Source organism: Amycolatopsis sp. WAC 01376, assembly GCF_003947415.1.
GTDB lineage: Bacteria > Actinomycetota > Actinomycetes > Mycobacteriales > Pseudonocardiaceae > Amycolatopsis.
Genome location: NZ_QHKL01000009.1, coordinates 285,568 through 300,212, shown reverse-complemented (window position 1 = coordinate 300,212; position 14,645 = coordinate 285,568). Strand labels below are relative to the sequence as shown.

Here is a 14,645-nt window from a genome sequence, read left to right as displayed (position 1 = left end):
CTCCCTCTTCCCGTTCGTGACACCCATTATTCGTGCGGGACGGGGCGGCCGGGCTGTTCACCGCCCCTGCTGTCGCCGTAGGACCGCTTCGGCACCATCACCTTGCGACGGAAGACACACACGATCGTGCCGTCCTGTTTGTAGCCGCGGGTCTCGACGTAGACGACACCTCGGTCGTCCTTCGACTTCGACGGCGTCTTGTCCAGCACCTCGGTCTCGCCGTAGATGGTGTCGCCGTGGAAGGTCGGCTTCACGTGCTTCAGCGATTCGACCTCGAGGTTCGCGATCGCCTTGCCGGACACGTCCGGCACCGACATCCCCAGCAGCAGCGAGTAGACGTAGTTGCCGACCACGACGTTCTTGCCGAAGTCGGTGGTCTCCCCGGCGTAGTGCGCGTCGAGGTGCAGCGGGTGGTGGTTCATGGTGATGAGGCAGAACAGGTGGTCGTCGTACTCGGTGACCGTTTTGCCCGGCCAGTGCTTGTAGACCGCGCCGACCTCGAACTCTTCGTAATAGCGACCGAACTGCACCCATTCCTCCTGCACGAGTAACGCGGCGTGAGCCTGGAACGACAGGCTTTCGTGTTGAGGAGTACCCTCGACCATTGGTGTCGGGTCGTCAACGCGACCCACACCACTGCGTAACCGTCCGCCGAGCCGAAGGAGGTGAGGAACCCGATGTCCAGTGGCGATAGTCCGCTTCCTAGTAGTCGCAGCGTTCCCCCCTTCACGTCTCGCCGGATCCCCACCTGGCAGGGCTGACGAAACCGGGAACGCTGGCCTAGCCGAGCGGCCCCCCGACCGCTTGGCCCGTCGTCTTCGCGCATCAACGCACGACGTCTGCCCAGGAGATCCCATGCCTGCCATTCCCTCGCTCGGCGGCCTTCGCGGCCGGAGCAACGGCCGCGCCAAGAGCGTCCCCGAACGCCCGCTGCCCGTCCCCCTTTCGGCGTACGTCGTCGATTGCGCGGTGTATGTGGAGGGCAAGCGCCTGCCGGGCCGTTGGACGCATGCCGAGGCGATCAAAGAGGTGCGCAAGCGGCACGCGGGATTCGTCTGGATCGGCCTGCACGAGCCCGACGCGGTCCAGATCCAGGGCATCGCGGACACCTTCGGCCTGCACGAACTGGCCGTCGAGGACGCGCTCGAAGCACACCAGCGGCCCAAGCTGGAGCGCTACGACGACACGCTGTTCATGGTGCTGAAGACGGTCCGCTACGTCGAGCACGAGTCGCCCGCGACGGCCAACGAGATCGTCGAGACCGGTGAGCTGATGGCGTTCCTCGGCCGCGACTTCGTGATCACCGTGCGGCACGGGAACCACTCGGGGCTGGCCAGGCTGCGCCGCGAGCTCGACCAGGACCCGGAGCGGCTCGACCTCGGGCCGTCCGCGGTGCTGCACGCGATCGCGGACCACGTCGTCGACCACTACCTCGACGTCACCACCGCGATCGAGTCGGACATCGACGAGATGGAGACGCACGTCTTCGCGCCGCGGTCCAAGGTGAGCGCCGAGCAGATCTACTTCATGAAGCGCGAAGTGCTGGAGCTGCGCCGCGCCGTCATGCCGCTGGGGACGCCGCTGCAGCGCCTCGCCGAGGGTTACACGCGGCTGATCCCGGACGAGGTCCGCTCGTACTTCCGCGACGTCTCCGACCACTTGACGACCGTGGCGGAGCGGGTCGCGAACTTCGACGAACTGCTGACCACCCTGGTCGACGCGACACTGGCGAAGATCACGCTCCAGCAGAACACCGACATGCGCAAGATCACCGCCTGGGCGGCGATCATCGCGGTCCCGACGGCGCTCGCCGGCATCTACGGGATGAACTTCGACTACATGCCGGAACTGCATTGGCGCTTCGGCTACCCGGTGGCGATGACGGTCATCTTCGGCGTCTGCATCCTGCTCTACCGAATATTCAGGAAGAACCGCTGGCTCTGACCCTTCTTCCGCATTCGGCAGTTCTGGAGTTCCCTCATGCCAAGGATCCTGACCAACCTCAAGTTCTGGGCACTGGCCTTCTGCGTCGTCTGGCTGGGCATCGTGATCGCGATCATCGCCAAGGACCCCGCGTTCGCGCACGGCCCGAAGTAGCGCCTCCGGCATTACGCTGGAGCGTATGAAAGCGCTGGTCGTCGCGGACGAGGTCGAAGAGCGGTTGTGGACGTCCGCCGTCCGCAACCACTCGGCCGACCTCGTTATCGGCGCCGGCGACCTGCCGTACGACTACCTCGAGTTCCTGGCGGGTGCGCTCGACGTGCCCTGCGTGTTCGTCCCGGGAAACCACGACCCGGACCTTTCCGGCTACACGCGCTACGGCGGACTGTCCATGAAGGACGGTTTCCCCGCGGTGTGGCCCGGTCCGGCGGGCGGGGTGATCGCGGACGGCCGGGTCGTCGACGTCGGCGGGCTCCGCTTCGCCGGGCTCGGCGGTTCGGTCCGCTACAACGACGGCCCGAACCAGTGGACGCAACGCCAGCAGGCCAGGCGTGCACGGCGACTGGTGCGCCGGGCCCGGTTCCGCCGCTGGCGGGACGGGCGGGACGTCGACGTCCTGCTCACGCACGCGCCGCCGCGGCATTGCGGCGACCGCGAGGATCCGCCGCACCGCGGCTTCGACTGTCTCCATCGCACGATCGAGTTGCTGCGGCCGAAGTGGTTGCTGCACGGGCATATCCACCCGCACGGCGAACCCGTGCCGGACCGGGTGGTCGGCGGGACCACGGTACGCAACGTCGTCGGGCACCGGATCATGGAGTTCTCATGAAGGACACGGGTTTTCCCCGCGCGGACGCGGAACACGACTTCCTTCGCGCGCGACGGCGTCAGGTGCTGTCACGGCTGGCGACCTGGCTGCGCCGCGAGCCCGACGACGTCAACATCATGCTGCCGTTCCACGAGGTGGTGGACGCGCTCGGCTACCTCGGCGAGCGGAAGATCGGGGCGCGGGTGATCCGGCTGGATTCGATCGTCGGCAGCGTCGACCGCGGCCGCGACTTCGACCGCCGCTTCCGCCCGACGTCCGGCCGCGTCCGCGAACGCTGGGAACGGCTGGCGCTCGCCACCAGGCGCGGCGAGTCGATTCCGCCGATCGAGGTGTACCGCGTCGGCGAACTGCACTTCATCATCGACGGGCACCACCGCGTTTCGGTGGCGCACGCGATGCGACTGTCCACAATAGAGGCGATGGTCACCGAGGTACGGACCAAACTGGACCCCAGCGGGATCCGGTACCGCGGCGACCTGATCGTGAAGGACTACCGGCGGCTGTTCCTGGAACGCGTCCCGCTGTCCGGGCACGCGCGGGCTTCGGTCGTGTTCACCGATCCGTGGGACTACGCGCGGCTCGGCGAGCACGTGGAAGCGTGGGGCTTCCGGCTGATGCAGGACGAAGGCGCCTACTCGGACCGCGCGACGCTCGCGCAGCGATGGTTCGACGAGGAGTTCGTGCCGGTGGTGGCGATGCTGCGGCAGGCGGATCTGATCGGCGACCGGACCGACGCCGAGGCGTACCTGTGGGTGGCTTGCGAGCGGTACCGGCTGATCCGGACGCACCGGTGGGACGACGAGGTCTTCGAAGCTGTGCGGTCACAGTCCCGCTGATGGTCCCTCAAGTGTCATGAAAGGGTCGTTCAGGACATTTCTTGTCCTGAACGACCCTTTCATGACATCCGGCGGTGCGTGAAGGACGCCTTCCTCGCATGCCATGCGGCGAAAGTCCCCTTCAGCCCCCTCCGCGCGCTAGGAAAGGACCGTTCCTTGCAAAATTTGCAAGGAACGGTCCTTTCCTAGCGTTTCGGGAGCTACATGTGCACGGCGACCGGAGCACCCTCCGAAGCGCCCTCCGGCGCCTTCGCCGGGGCACCGGACCGCAGCAGCAGCCCGCAGATCACCGCACCGATGACGAAGATCCACCCGCCCCAAACGAAAGCGGTCGTGTAACTGTGCACAGCCGCTTCGGCCGCGAGTTGCGGCGAAGCCACCTTCCCTACCGTGAACGACGTCGCGGCGTTGCCCGCCAGCGTGCTCAGCAGCGCGGTCCCGATCGAGCCGCCGACCTGCTGCGCGGTGTTGACCATGGCCGACGCGACGCCGGCGTCGCGCGTGTCGACCCCGAAGGTCGCGACGCTCATCGCGGGCGCCATGGCGAGGCCGATACCGACGCCCATGATCATCAGCGGGAACAGCACCCCGCTGGCGTACGTGCTGGTGGTGTCGATGGCCGCCAGCCAGAACAGACCCGCTCCGGCGATCAGCATTCCCAGTGACACCAACGGTTTCGCGCCGAACTTCGGCAACAGGATCGCGGTCGCCGACGTCGCGCTGATCATCAGGGTGGCCACCATCGGCAGGAACGCGACCCCGCTCTGCACCGGCGTGAACCCGAGGTTCAGCTGAATGTAGAAGGTGAGGAACAGGAAGATCGAGAACATCCCGATGGCGAGCAGGAACATCGCGAGGTACGACCCGCCGCGGTCGCGGTCGAGCAGCACGCGCAGCGGCAGGAGCGGGTGTTCGGCACGTTGCTGGATCGCCACGAACGCGGCGAGCAGCACGACACCGGCGGCGAGGAAACCCCAGACCGTGATCGAGGACCACGAGTCGCGCTCGGCGTTCGCGAAGCCGTAGACCAGCGCGAACAGGCCGGCCGACGCGGTGATCGTGCCAGGAATGTCGAGCTTCGGGCGCGGGCCGTCGGTCTCGGAGTTCTTCAGCAGCACGGCCGCACCGGCGAACGCGATCACCGCGAAGACGATGTTGACGTACATCGACCAGCGCCAGTCGAGGTACTCGGTCAGCACGCCGCCGAGCAGCAGGCCGATCGCCGCGCCGCCACCACCGATCGCGCCGAAGACGCCGAAGGCCTTGCCGCGTTCCTTCGGGTCGGTGAAGGTCGTGGTCAGCAGCGAGAGGGCCGCCGGAGCGAGAAGCGCGCCGAAGACACCCTGTGCGGCACGGGCGACGAGCAGCATTTCGATGCTGGTGGCGGCACCGCCGATCGCCGACACGATGGCGAAACCGGCGAGCCCGACGAGGAACGCGCGTTTGCGGCCGAAGAGGTCCGCGAGCCGTCCGCCCAGCAGGAGCAGGCTGCCGAACGCGAGCGCGTAGGCGGTGACGACCCACTGGCGGGCGTCGTTCGAAAAGCCGAGGTCCTGCTGCGCCGACGGGAGCGCGATGTTCACGACGGTGGCGTCGAGCACCACCATCAGCTGGGCGAGACCGATCATCACCAGGATCAGCCATCTCCTGGCGTGGTGCGGGTTGGTGTGCTGCGCGGCCGCGTCCCCCGGCGGCGTGGCGACAGCGGTGGATGAGTCAGACATACGGGCGGTTTCCTCACCGATAGTGACGAAGAAGCTATGTGGAGTAGGTATCTCCCCTTTCCGCGCCCAAGGTACACAAGAAGTGGAGAAGTGTCCTCTACTTCGTTTGTTAAGCTGGACGAATGGCTCGGGACCTTGCTCCCGCCGCACCGGCGCGGCCGCTGCGGCGCGACGCTGAACTCAATCGGCAGCGCATCATCGCGGCGGCACGCGATGTCTTCGGCGAACGCGGGCTCGAAGCGACGCTCGACGACGTCGCGCATCACGCCGGCGTCGGCGTCGGCACCGTCTATCGCCGTTTCCCGAGTAAGGAACACCTGGTCGAGGCCATGTTCGTCGACCAGTTCGAGACGATCCGCGAGTTCGCCGAAGAAGCGCTTCGCGCCGAAGATCCCTGGGAGGGATTCGCGGGCTTTACGTGGCGCGCGGCCGAACTGCACGCCGGTGACCGCGGGTTACGTGAAGTCATGCTGTCGAACGTCTTCGGCCAGGAGCGCGTCGCCGAGGCGAAGTCCCGCATGGTGCCGTTGATCACACAGCTCGTCGAGCGGGCTCAGGCCGCCGGTGCCCTCCGCGCCGATTTCGTGCCGACGGACATACCGCTCCTGCACCAGATGATCGGCTCGGTCATCGAGTTCACGCACGGTATCCAGCCGGACCTGTGGCGCCGGTGCCTCGCCATGCTGCTGGACGGTCTGCGCGCCGAACCCGGCCGCGCCACGCCGCTGCCGCATCCGCCGCTGGACTTCGAGACGCTGGACGAGGCGATGTGCTCGTTCCGGCTGCCCAGACTGCGCTCCTGACCCCGCATTTAGTCCTCTGAATGCGATCCTTGCGCGTGCAACTACCGCGTTTAGTCCTCTGAATGCGCGTCAGGGGAGCTTCGGGAACACCGCCACGGCGACCTCCCGGGCTGCCGCGCAGGTGGCGTCCTCCGGCGCGCCGTCGACGCCGACCACCGAGAGCGTCGCCTGTTCGACCCGTTCCGGGGTGCCAGGAATCGGCCGGTGCGTGGTCACCTGGCAGAACGCGCCCGACGTGGTGACCTGGACCTGCCGTCCGCCCAGCGCCTCCGTGGCGCCCGGCGTGGTGTCCGCCCCGACCGACAGCGAGAAGCTGACCTTGCCGCGGATGCAGCTGTGCCCGGACAGCGCCGGGGCCGGTTTGGTCTCCGCGCCGGCGGCGGCGTCGAGTTCGTGCTGGTCGAGCGGCGCGCACGGGGCGACCCGGCCCCACGAGCGCTGGTCGAGGTTCAGCCGCCCGACCTGGCGCGCGCCGATCACCCCCGCCGCGCTGCCGACCGTCGCGTCGGCGATCCGGCAGCGGGCCGTCCGGTCGGCCGGGGTCGTGTTGTCGGAGGTGACGGCGATGGACAGCCTGATCCCGTCGGCGAAGGTCAGCAGCCGCGTGCAGGCGGTGTCCTCGTTGAACGTCGACTGCTGGACGCTGACGCCTTCCGGCAGCGGACCACCGTATTCGTACGGCTGATTGTTCGGATCCTGCCCGGAAGTGATCGGGCCGGTGGTCACGGTGTAGCGATTGGCGCCTTCGACGAATTCGAGGCGGCAGGACTCGAAAGAGCTCAAAGGCGGCTTGACCGCGTTTCCGCCGCCGATCACTTTCCGCTGGTCGACGAGGCTGCAGTAATCGAGCGACGAGTATTCCCCGAGCGCCTCGGAGGCGGTCAGGGCCTCCTCACCCGCCGTGGTCGACGGCGCCACCGCCGGTTCCGGGGCGGAACAGGCCGCGGCGAGGAACAGGCCGCAGAGTACTGCGCTGAGTCTCTTCGAGGGCACCGGAGCAGTATCGTCAAAAGATCGCGGAACACCAGCCCCTACGGGCGAAGAACACAGGGTCCGCCACGTTTTCCCAGGTGAATGCCTTACCGCGATTTCACGCCCTTAGGGGTGCGTTTCGTTCCGCGGTGGGATGCGGTCCGGCCGTCACGAGACGAGAATGGGTTTCACACAACGTGACGACCGAGAGGGAAGAAACCGTGACGAACCCCGTAGCCGCCCGCCTGACCCGACCGCGCCAGGGCCGCATGATCGGCGGCGTCTGCGCCGGTCTCGCCAAACGCTTCGGCACCACGCCGGGCAAGGTCCGCCTGCTCGCCGTGCTGTCCTGCCTGCTGCCCGGCCCGCAGTTCATCGTCTACCTCGTGCTGTGGCTCGCCCTGCCCGAGAGCGAGTACTGAGCCGTCCTCAGGCATTGGGGTCGAAGGGGATGCCCGCCGGTTTGGCCTTGCCGAGGTTGTGCTCGAAGGAGCCGTCCTTGATCGCCAGGCTCGCGCTGCCGAAATCGGCGCGGACGAGGGTGTCCCGGATGCCGGGCGGGAACCTGTCCCAGCTGACGAGGTCCGGGTACTGCCAGGCGTTGTAGTGGTTCTCCGGCGGTTCGGTCGCGCTCGCGATGCGGAAGCAGTGGGTGCTCGCGCCGTCCTTGTGATAGACGATCTTCGGGTGGGTCCCCTCCCAGGAGACCTTGGAACGGTCGTAAGTGGAGTAGTTGCCGTGCGCTGACGTCGACACGTACCGCGCTTGGCCCTCGTTGACCCACACGACGACGTGCTCGATGTCGTGCCGGTGCCCGCAGCAGTCGATGATCGGGACGGCCTGATCCTTTTCGAAGTAGAGGTCGTACAGGTGGGCGCACCAGCCGTTGTTGCACTTCGAGCGCGCGTAGGAGTTGGTGTTGTCGAGGTCTGACCGGTCCCGGCACTGACCGTTGAGGGCCCCGGAGTTCTTGAGCCCGGTGGCCACCGCGCCGGTCGGCGAGATCGCGGGCGTCGGATAGCAGCCGTCGGTGTCGTAGTCGAACGCGGGCTGCCACTTGCTGTCGGCTTCGGTCGCGTTGGCCGGCAAGGCCTGCGGGGGTTCGGCCCAGGCGACGGCCGGGGCGAGCGTGGTGATGAGGACCGCTCCGACCAGGCCCTGCAGGAGACGGCGTGTCAGCTTCTTCGGCAAGGCAGGCGCCCTTTCGCTCGGTCTCGGTATTCCGCGCGTCGGGCTGAGGGTCCCGGATCGGCCGGTGATCGTAAACCGCCGAAGGTCGGAATCCGGATGTCCGAAGTGGACAGGTTCTACGGATCGGTGACGTCGGCTCGGGGCAGTTGATCGACGACCGCGCGGTACTCGTCGACGATCCGCCGGATGATGACGGCCGCGGGCAGGACGTCGGTCACCAGCCCCGCCGCTTGCCCCGCTTCGACCTTGCCGTTCGTCAGGTCGCCGTCGAGCGCGGCGTCCCGCAGGGTCGAAGCCGCGAACACGCCGCGTCGTTGTTCGAGATCGGCGGCGCGGTCCTCGAGTTCGGTCATCCGGTCGGTGAAGTCGTTGGCCAGCGCCCTGATCAGGCCGAGTCCACGGCCGACCGTGCGGGTCGAGCCGATGTCGGCCGCGACCACGGCATCCTTGTATCCGGGATGCACGGTGGCTTCGGCGCTGGCGAGGAATCGCGTGCCGAATTGGACGGCGCCCGCGCCGTCGCCGAGCATCGCGGCGAGGCCGGCCCCGTCGGCGAGTCCTCCGGCCGCGATGATCGGGGTGCCCGGCACCGCGGTCGCGACCGCGCGAGTGAGGACCAACGTCGTGACGAGGCCCGGCGGCGGATGTCCCCCGGCCTCGGCGCCGACCACGACGAGCCCGTCGACGCCGGCGTCCACGGCCTTCCGCGCGTGCTCGGTACCGGCGACCACGTGCAGGCAGATCGTCCCGATGTCGTGGAAACGGTCGAGATAGCGCCGCGGACCGCCTTGCGAGGCGATCAACACCGGCGGGCGCCGCGCGAGGAGCAACTCGATCACCTCGTCGGCACCCGACCGGTACAGCGGCAGGTTCACCGCCCACGGCGAGTCGGTGCCGTCGGCCATCTCGCCGAGGGTGCGGGCCAGATCCGGCAGCCGCATCGGCCCGGCGGCGACGACACCGAGTCCGCCCGCGTTGCTCACCGCGAGCGGCAGCGCGGAGGACGACGAGGCCCAGGACATCCCCGCCTGCACGATCGGCAGATCGATGCCCAGCAGTGCGGTGACGGCGGTCGGGATCCGGCTCATCAGGCAAGCCCCAACAGGGTGCGGGCGTGTGCCGCGAGCTGGTTCTTCCGCACCTTCGAACTCGCGGTCATGCCGATGCCTTCGAAGCCGTCGACGATCCGCAGATGGTGCGGCACCTTGAAACCCGCCATCCGAAGTTTCGCCCAGCGCAGGAGTTCCTCTTCGGTGACCGCGCCGGGCTCGCGGAGCACGACGAACGCGAAGGGGACCTCGATCAGCCGCTCGTCGGGCACGCCGACCACGGCGGCCTGCCGGACCGCGTCATGCCGGTGCAGGACGTCCTCGATGTCGGCGGGAGCGACGTTTTCCCCGCCGACGCGGATGATGTCCTTCGTGCGCCCGGTGAAATGGAGCCTGCCGGTGTGGTCGAGCAGGCCGACGTCCCCGGTGGACAGCCAGCCGCCGGCGTCGATCGCCGCGGCCGTCTGCTCGGGGGCGTCGAGATAGCCGCGCATGACGTTCCAGCCGCGGACGAGGATCGCGCCGGGGATGCCGGGAGCGCAGTCCTGATCCCCGTCGAGCGCGCGGATCCGGACCTCCACCCCGGGTTCGACGGCCATCGCGCCGGACGCCCTGATCTCCTCCGCTTCCCACCAGCACGACTGCGCGACGTTCGGTGACGCCTCCGAAAGGCCATATCCCGCAACGCATTCGCGGGCACCGAGCTCGTCGATCACGCGCCGGATCACGGTCGGTGAGGCGGCGACCCAAGCGCCGCGCAGGTGGAGTTCCCGCACGGCGCGGTCAGGATGGTTGAGCAGGAGCATCGCGATGGTGTCGTTGCCGGAGAAGTGCGTGCAGCGTTCCTTTTCCAGCAGGCGCAACGCTTCCCCGGCCTCGAACTTGGCCATGGTCACCAAGGTGGCGGCGTGCTGGAGGCAGGCGAGCACCGACAACGTGCTTCCGGCGACGTGGAAGAAGGGCCGGGCGCTGAGAAACCGGTCGGCGACGCGGAAACCGAGCCGGGCGCCCGAAAAGTACGCGTTGGCGCTCATGCCGCGGTGGGTCAGCAGGACCCCCTTCGGCCGGGACGTGGTGCCCGACGTGTACTGCACGAGCAGGACGTCGTCCGGTTCCGCGGTGGCCGGGACGTCACCGTCCGCCGCGGCGAGGAACGCCGCCCACGCAGTCACCCCGTCCGGCACGTCCGTGCCGAGTACCACCACGGACGTCAGGTCGGGCAGCGTGGCGCAGCGCCCGTCGGCGCCGAGGCCCAGTTCGCGCAGCATCGCGATGAAGTCGACGCGCAGCACGCGGTCCGCGACGAAGAGCGTGGAGACCTTCGCCCTGGCCAGCATGTACCGCACCTCGTCCGCGGTGCACCGGGTGTTGACCGGCACGGTGACGGCGCCGAGCGAGCCGATCGCGACGAACAGCGCGACCCAGTCCGGCCCGTTGCCGAGGCAGACGCCGACCCGGTCTCCCCGCCCGACACCGTGCGCCACCAGCGCGGCCCTGATCCGCACGACGTCCCCGGCGAGCTCGCCGTAGGTGATCCGCGCGTCGGCGGTGACGACGGCCTCGACATCCGGAGCGGTCAGCGCGGCGCGCTCCAGCGCCTCGTGTGCGGTGAGCGGGCAAACGGTGCGCAGGTCCATCACTCTGTCTCCTCGGGCGTGGCGGAGCGGCCGCGGAAGCGGTCGAGGCCGGCACGCCAGTCACCAGTGTCCAGATTCTGTTCGATCGCGGCCATTTCGATGCGGATGCCGCGGGCGAGGTCGGTTTCGCCGCCGAGATCCACCGCACGTTTGGTCAGCGCGATGGCTCCCGGTGGCGCTTTGGCGATGCTCCGCGCCGTCTCGAGGCCGACGTCGGTCAGCTCCTCCGGCGGGACCACCCGTACGACCAGCCCGAGCTCGCGGGCTTCCGCCGCGTCCAGCGGGCGGTTGGTGAACAGCAGTTCCTTGGCCCGCCGCGGTCCGATCGCGCGCGGGAGCCGCTGGGTGGCGCCGATCGTGCCCCAATGCGGCTCGGGGAAGCGAAAGGTGGTGCCTTCGGCGGCGATGGCGAAGTCCGCGGCCAGGGTGATCTCGCCACCCGAACCGACGACGGCACCGTGCACCAGCGCGATCACCGGGCGACGGCAGGCCTCGATGGCGGCGTAGGCGGCGAACGAGGCCACGCGACGGCGGCGCACCCACGACGCGTCCTTGCCGACACGCTCCTTGAGGTCGGCGCCGGCGCAGAAGACCGGGCCCTCTCCGGACATCAGGACGACGCGGACCGACTCGTCGGCGTCGATCTCCTCGAAAGCCGCGCGTAGCTCGAGGCACAGGGGCAGGTCCACGGCGTTGCGCGCGGCCGGGCGGGCCAGCCGCAGCTGAGCGATCCCGCCGGCGACCTCGAGCCGGATCCGCTCGTCCATTCAGATCACCCCCGCGCCGCGCAGGGCGGCGATCTCGTCCGTGCCGAGGCCCGCGTCCGCGAGCACGGCGTCGGTGTCGGCGCCCAGCATCGGCGGACTGGCCGTGTCCGGTGGCGGCGCGCCCGTCTCCCGCAACGGGGTGCGGAGCGCGGGGAACGTGCCTTCGGTGGGATGCGAGAAGGCGCCGACGACGCCGCGCGCCCGCGCGTGCGGATCGGCCAGTGCCTCGCGTACGCCGCGCACCTCGCCGACGGGCACGTCGGCCGCCCGCAGCTCTTCGACCAGCTTGTCGCTGTCACGGCAGGCGATCGCGGTGCGCAACGCGGTCATCACCCGGTCCCGCCGCGCGACTCGTCCCGCGTTGTCCCGAAGGGTGTGGTCGGAGCCGAGGTCGTCGAGACGGAGCACCCGGCACAGGTCACGCCAGTGCTGGTCGCTGCAGCTGATGTGCACCCACCGACCGTCGGCGGCCAGGAACGCGGCGGACGGGACGCGACCGGGATGCTGGCTGCCGGTCGGCGCGGGGTCCTCGTCGAGGGCGAACAGCCGCGCGGCGTTCAAGGCGTGCAGGCTGAGCTGCACGTCCATCATCGACACGTCCAGGTGACGGCCGCGGCCGGTGACACCCCGGCCCGCCAGCCCGGTGAGCGCGGCGATGACCACCCAGAGCCCCGAAGTCAGATCCGCCACCGGGATCCCGGTCTTGGCCGGCGGACCGTCCGGTTCGCCGGTCATCGCCATGATTCCGGACAGGGCCTGGAAAACGGTGTCGTAACCCTTGCGGGCACTGTCCGGACCGGTCTGCCCGAATCCGGTGGCGGACACGTACACCAGACCGGGGTTGTCCGCCGCCAGCTCCGCGTACCCGAGGCCGAGTCCGTCCATGGTGCCGGGCAGGAAGTTCTCCACCACGACATCCGCGCGGGCGGCGAGGCGGCGGGCGACGTCGCGCCCGCGGGGATCCTTCAGATTGAGGGTCACCGAACGCTTGCCCCGGTTGACGGCGAAGAAGTAGGCGCTTTCCCCGGCGGGGAGCCGGGGTTCGAAGCCACGGGTCTCGTCGCCGGAGCCCGGCCGTTCGACCTTGATCACCGTCGCGCCCAGTTCGCCGAGGATCTGCGTGGCCATCGGGGCGGCCAGAACGCGGGAGAAGTCGAGCACGGTGATGCCTTCGAGTGGCGGTGTCACCGGCGGAACCCCCGCATCAGCGCGTTGACGTCCTGACCGGCGCGCATCGCGGCGTCGGTCGGCAGATCGCCGACCCGGTAGAACAGGTCCTTGGCCGCGCCCAGGGCCCGTGGCTCGACGGCCGCCCATGTCCCGGCGATCTCCAGCGCCGCGGTGAGGACGTCCGCGGGAGCGACGACCCGGTTGACCAGGCCGTGTTCGAAGGCCTCGGCCGCGGTGAGCAGCCTGCCGGTGCTGATCAGCTCGAACGCGAGCTTGCGGCCCAGATGCCGGACCAGGCCGGTCATCACCAGGGCCGGGACGAGAGAGTGCCGCAATTCCGGGTAGCCGAAGCGCAGATCGTCGCCCGCGACGACCATGTCGGCGCCGATCGCGAGACCTGCCCCGCCGCCGACGGCCGCACCGCGGACCGCGGTGACCACCGGGGTGCCCATCCGCTGCATCCGGGTCTGGAGCCCGGCGGTCAGCGCCGCCCGTTCGAGCACGGCGTCCGGCTGGTCGGGGGTGAGGGCGGGGAACTCGGAAAGATCCGCGCCGGCACAGAACCCGCGCCCGTTGCCGGTCAGGACGACGGCGCGGACACCGGGATCGCGGTCGGCGTCGTCGAGGGCGTCCCTCAGCGCCAGGGTGAGGGCGGTGTCGAGTGCGTTGAGCTTGGCCGGCCGGTCGAGGGTGAGGATCCGGACCCGGCCGCGGTCCTCGGTGAGCAGGGTGACGGTCATCGTCGGCTTTCTCCTTGTGTGCGGGCGAAACCGGCTCGCGCGACCATGCTGTGCAGCGGACGGCCGAGGGCTTCCTCGCAGGCGGCGGACGACTCGGCGAGCGCTTCGAGGTCCAGTCCGGTTCGGACACCCATCGCGTGGAACAGGTCGACGAGGTCCTCGGTGCAGACGTTCCCGGTCAGCCCGGCGCCGTAGCCGATCGACGACGGGTGGCCGCCGACGCCGCCCATCGCGCTGTCGAAGTGGCGGCAGCCCGCGTCCAGCGCGGCGACCGCGTTGGCGATACCCGCGCCCCGCGAGTTGTGGAAGTGCGCGATCAGCGGCAGCCCGGGATGGGCCCGGCCGAGCCGCTCGAACAATGCGGTCACGCTCTTCGGCGTCGCCACGCCGGTGGTGTCGCCCAGGGTCACCGCGTCGGCGCCGAGGTCGGCGAACCGGGCGACGTCCTCGACGACTCGTCCCGGGTCCACGGCACCTTCGAACGGGCAGCCGAACGCGACCGACACCACGCCGATCAGGCGGAAACGCTTGTCCGCCAAGCGAACCATCTCCGTGACCCGCTCCCACTGCGCGGCGCGGGTGGTGCGCAGATTCCGCTCGGTGTGGCTCTCGCTGGCGGAGACCAGCAGGCTCAGTTCTTCCGCCCCCGCGCCACGTTCGAGGTCGTCCAGCGCACGCAGCACGGCGCGGGGGTTGGGGCACGTCGCCTTGAACGCGACTCCCGGCCGCCGCTCGAGCGAGGCGAGTACGTCGCTCGCGTCCGAGAACGCGGGGACCCTCTCCGGATGGCTGTAGCTCGTCGCCTCGATTCGCGTGAATCCCGCGCGGACGAAACCTTCCAGCAGGGCGACCTTCGTCGCCGTCGGGACGAACTCCGGCTCGTGTTGCAGACCGTCCCTGGCGAAGCACTCACAAACAGTGACCTCGTCGGTCATCGAGTCACCTCCTCTGGTGACTCCACAACTACTCGCCAACAGTTGATAATG

Annotated in this window: 15 protein-coding genes; 5 read left to right on the top strand and 10 right to left on the bottom strand. The window is 69.3% G+C overall.

Going from position 1 to position 14,645, the window contains the following annotated elements:
* Nucleotides 1-26 precede the first annotated feature (26 nt).
* Nucleotides 27-605 (bottom strand): MaoC family dehydratase, encoded by a 579-nt coding sequence (locus tag DMH03_RS36895; RefSeq protein WP_370311024.1) that lies wholly within the window; start codon nt 603-605, stop codon nt 27-29.
* Between the two features lie 250 nt (nt 606-855).
* On the opposite strand from DMH03_RS36895, the gene corA reads away from it, so the two are divergent.
* From corA to DMH03_RS36880, 3 genes are all read left to right on the top strand, one after another.
* Complete coding sequence (gene corA / locus DMH03_RS36890; RefSeq protein WP_034313298.1) at nt 856-1,944, top strand: magnesium/cobalt transporter CorA; 1,089 nt, start codon at nt 856-858, stop codon at nt 1,942-1,944.
* Nucleotides 1,945-2,122: 178 nt separating this feature from the next.
* On the top strand, nt 2,123-2,770 hold the full coding sequence (locus tag DMH03_RS36885; RefSeq protein WP_125796614.1) for a metallophosphoesterase: 648 nt from the start codon (nt 2,123-2,125) through the stop codon (nt 2,768-2,770).
* Nucleotides 2,767-3,606, top strand: a complete 840-nt coding sequence (locus DMH03_RS36880) for a ParB N-terminal domain-containing protein (RefSeq protein ID WP_125780951.1) — start codon at nt 2,767-2,769, stop codon at nt 3,604-3,606. Before DMH03_RS36885 ends, DMH03_RS36880 begins: the two co-directional genes overlap by 4 nt.
* A gap of 200 nt (nt 3,607-3,806) precedes the next feature.
* Here DMH03_RS36880 and DMH03_RS36875 read toward each other — a convergent pair whose 3' ends face one another.
* Nucleotides 3,807-5,330, bottom strand: coding sequence for an MFS transporter (locus DMH03_RS36875; protein WP_125796613.1), 1,524 nt, complete (start codon nt 5,328-5,330; stop codon nt 3,807-3,809).
* A gap of 122 nt (nt 5,331-5,452) precedes the next feature.
* On the opposite strand from DMH03_RS36875, the gene DMH03_RS36870 reads away from it, so the two are divergent.
* A complete protein-coding gene (locus DMH03_RS36870; RefSeq protein ID WP_125796612.1) occupies nt 5,453-6,133 on the top strand; it encodes a TetR/AcrR family transcriptional regulator in 681 nt (226 codons plus the stop codon).
* A gap of 69 nt (nt 6,134-6,202) precedes the next feature.
* Here DMH03_RS36870 and DMH03_RS36865 read toward each other — a convergent pair whose 3' ends face one another.
* Nucleotides 6,203-7,126: a hypothetical protein gene (locus DMH03_RS36865; RefSeq protein ID WP_125796611.1), complete on the bottom strand. Its 924-nt coding sequence runs from the start codon at nt 7,124-7,126 to the stop codon at nt 6,203-6,205.
* Nucleotides 7,127-7,326: 200 nt separating this feature from the next.
* Here DMH03_RS36865 and DMH03_RS36860 point away from each other — a divergent pair, with 200 nt between their 5' ends.
* A complete protein-coding gene (locus DMH03_RS36860; protein ID WP_034313416.1) occupies nt 7,327-7,527 on the top strand; it encodes a PspC domain-containing protein in 201 nt (66 codons plus the stop codon).
* 7 nt (nt 7,528-7,534) lie between these two features.
* Here DMH03_RS36860 and DMH03_RS36855 read toward each other — a convergent pair whose 3' ends face one another.
* The 7 genes from DMH03_RS36855 to DMH03_RS36825 all read right to left on the bottom strand — a co-directional run bounded on the left by DMH03_RS36855 (nt 7,535) and on the right by DMH03_RS36825 (nt 14,594).
* The gene (locus DMH03_RS36855) at nt 7,535-8,296 is read right to left on the bottom strand and encodes an NPP1 family protein (protein WP_125796610.1); all 762 of its coding nucleotides are present in this window, start codon (nt 8,294-8,296) and stop codon (nt 7,535-7,537) included.
* Between the two features lie 116 nt (nt 8,297-8,412).
* Nucleotides 8,413-9,384 (bottom strand): nitronate monooxygenase family protein, encoded by a 972-nt coding sequence (locus DMH03_RS36850; protein ID WP_125796609.1) that lies wholly within the window; start codon nt 9,382-9,384, stop codon nt 8,413-8,415.
* On the bottom strand, nt 9,384-10,982 hold the full coding sequence (locus DMH03_RS36845) for an AMP-binding protein (RefSeq protein WP_125796608.1): 1,599 nt from the start codon (nt 10,980-10,982) through the stop codon (nt 9,384-9,386). Before DMH03_RS36845 ends, DMH03_RS36850 begins: the two co-directional genes overlap by 1 nt.
* Nucleotides 10,982-11,749, bottom strand: coding sequence for an enoyl-CoA hydratase/isomerase family protein (locus DMH03_RS36840; RefSeq protein ID WP_125796607.1), 768 nt, complete (start codon nt 11,747-11,749; stop codon nt 10,982-10,984). Before DMH03_RS36840 ends, DMH03_RS36845 begins: the two co-directional genes overlap by 1 nt.
* Nucleotides 11,750-12,937, bottom strand: a complete 1,188-nt coding sequence (locus DMH03_RS36835) for a CaiB/BaiF CoA-transferase family protein (protein ID WP_125796606.1) — start codon at nt 12,935-12,937, stop codon at nt 11,750-11,752.
* Nucleotides 12,934-13,659, bottom strand: coding sequence for an enoyl-CoA hydratase/isomerase family protein (locus DMH03_RS36830; protein WP_125796605.1), 726 nt, complete (start codon nt 13,657-13,659; stop codon nt 12,934-12,936). Before DMH03_RS36830 ends, DMH03_RS36835 begins: the two co-directional genes overlap by 4 nt.
* A complete protein-coding gene (locus tag DMH03_RS36825) occupies nt 13,656-14,594 on the bottom strand; it encodes a hydroxymethylglutaryl-CoA lyase (protein WP_125796604.1) in 939 nt (312 codons plus the stop codon). The genes DMH03_RS36830 and DMH03_RS36825 overlap by 4 nt, the downstream gene beginning before the upstream one ends.
* Nucleotides 14,595-14,645 lie beyond the last annotated feature (51 nt).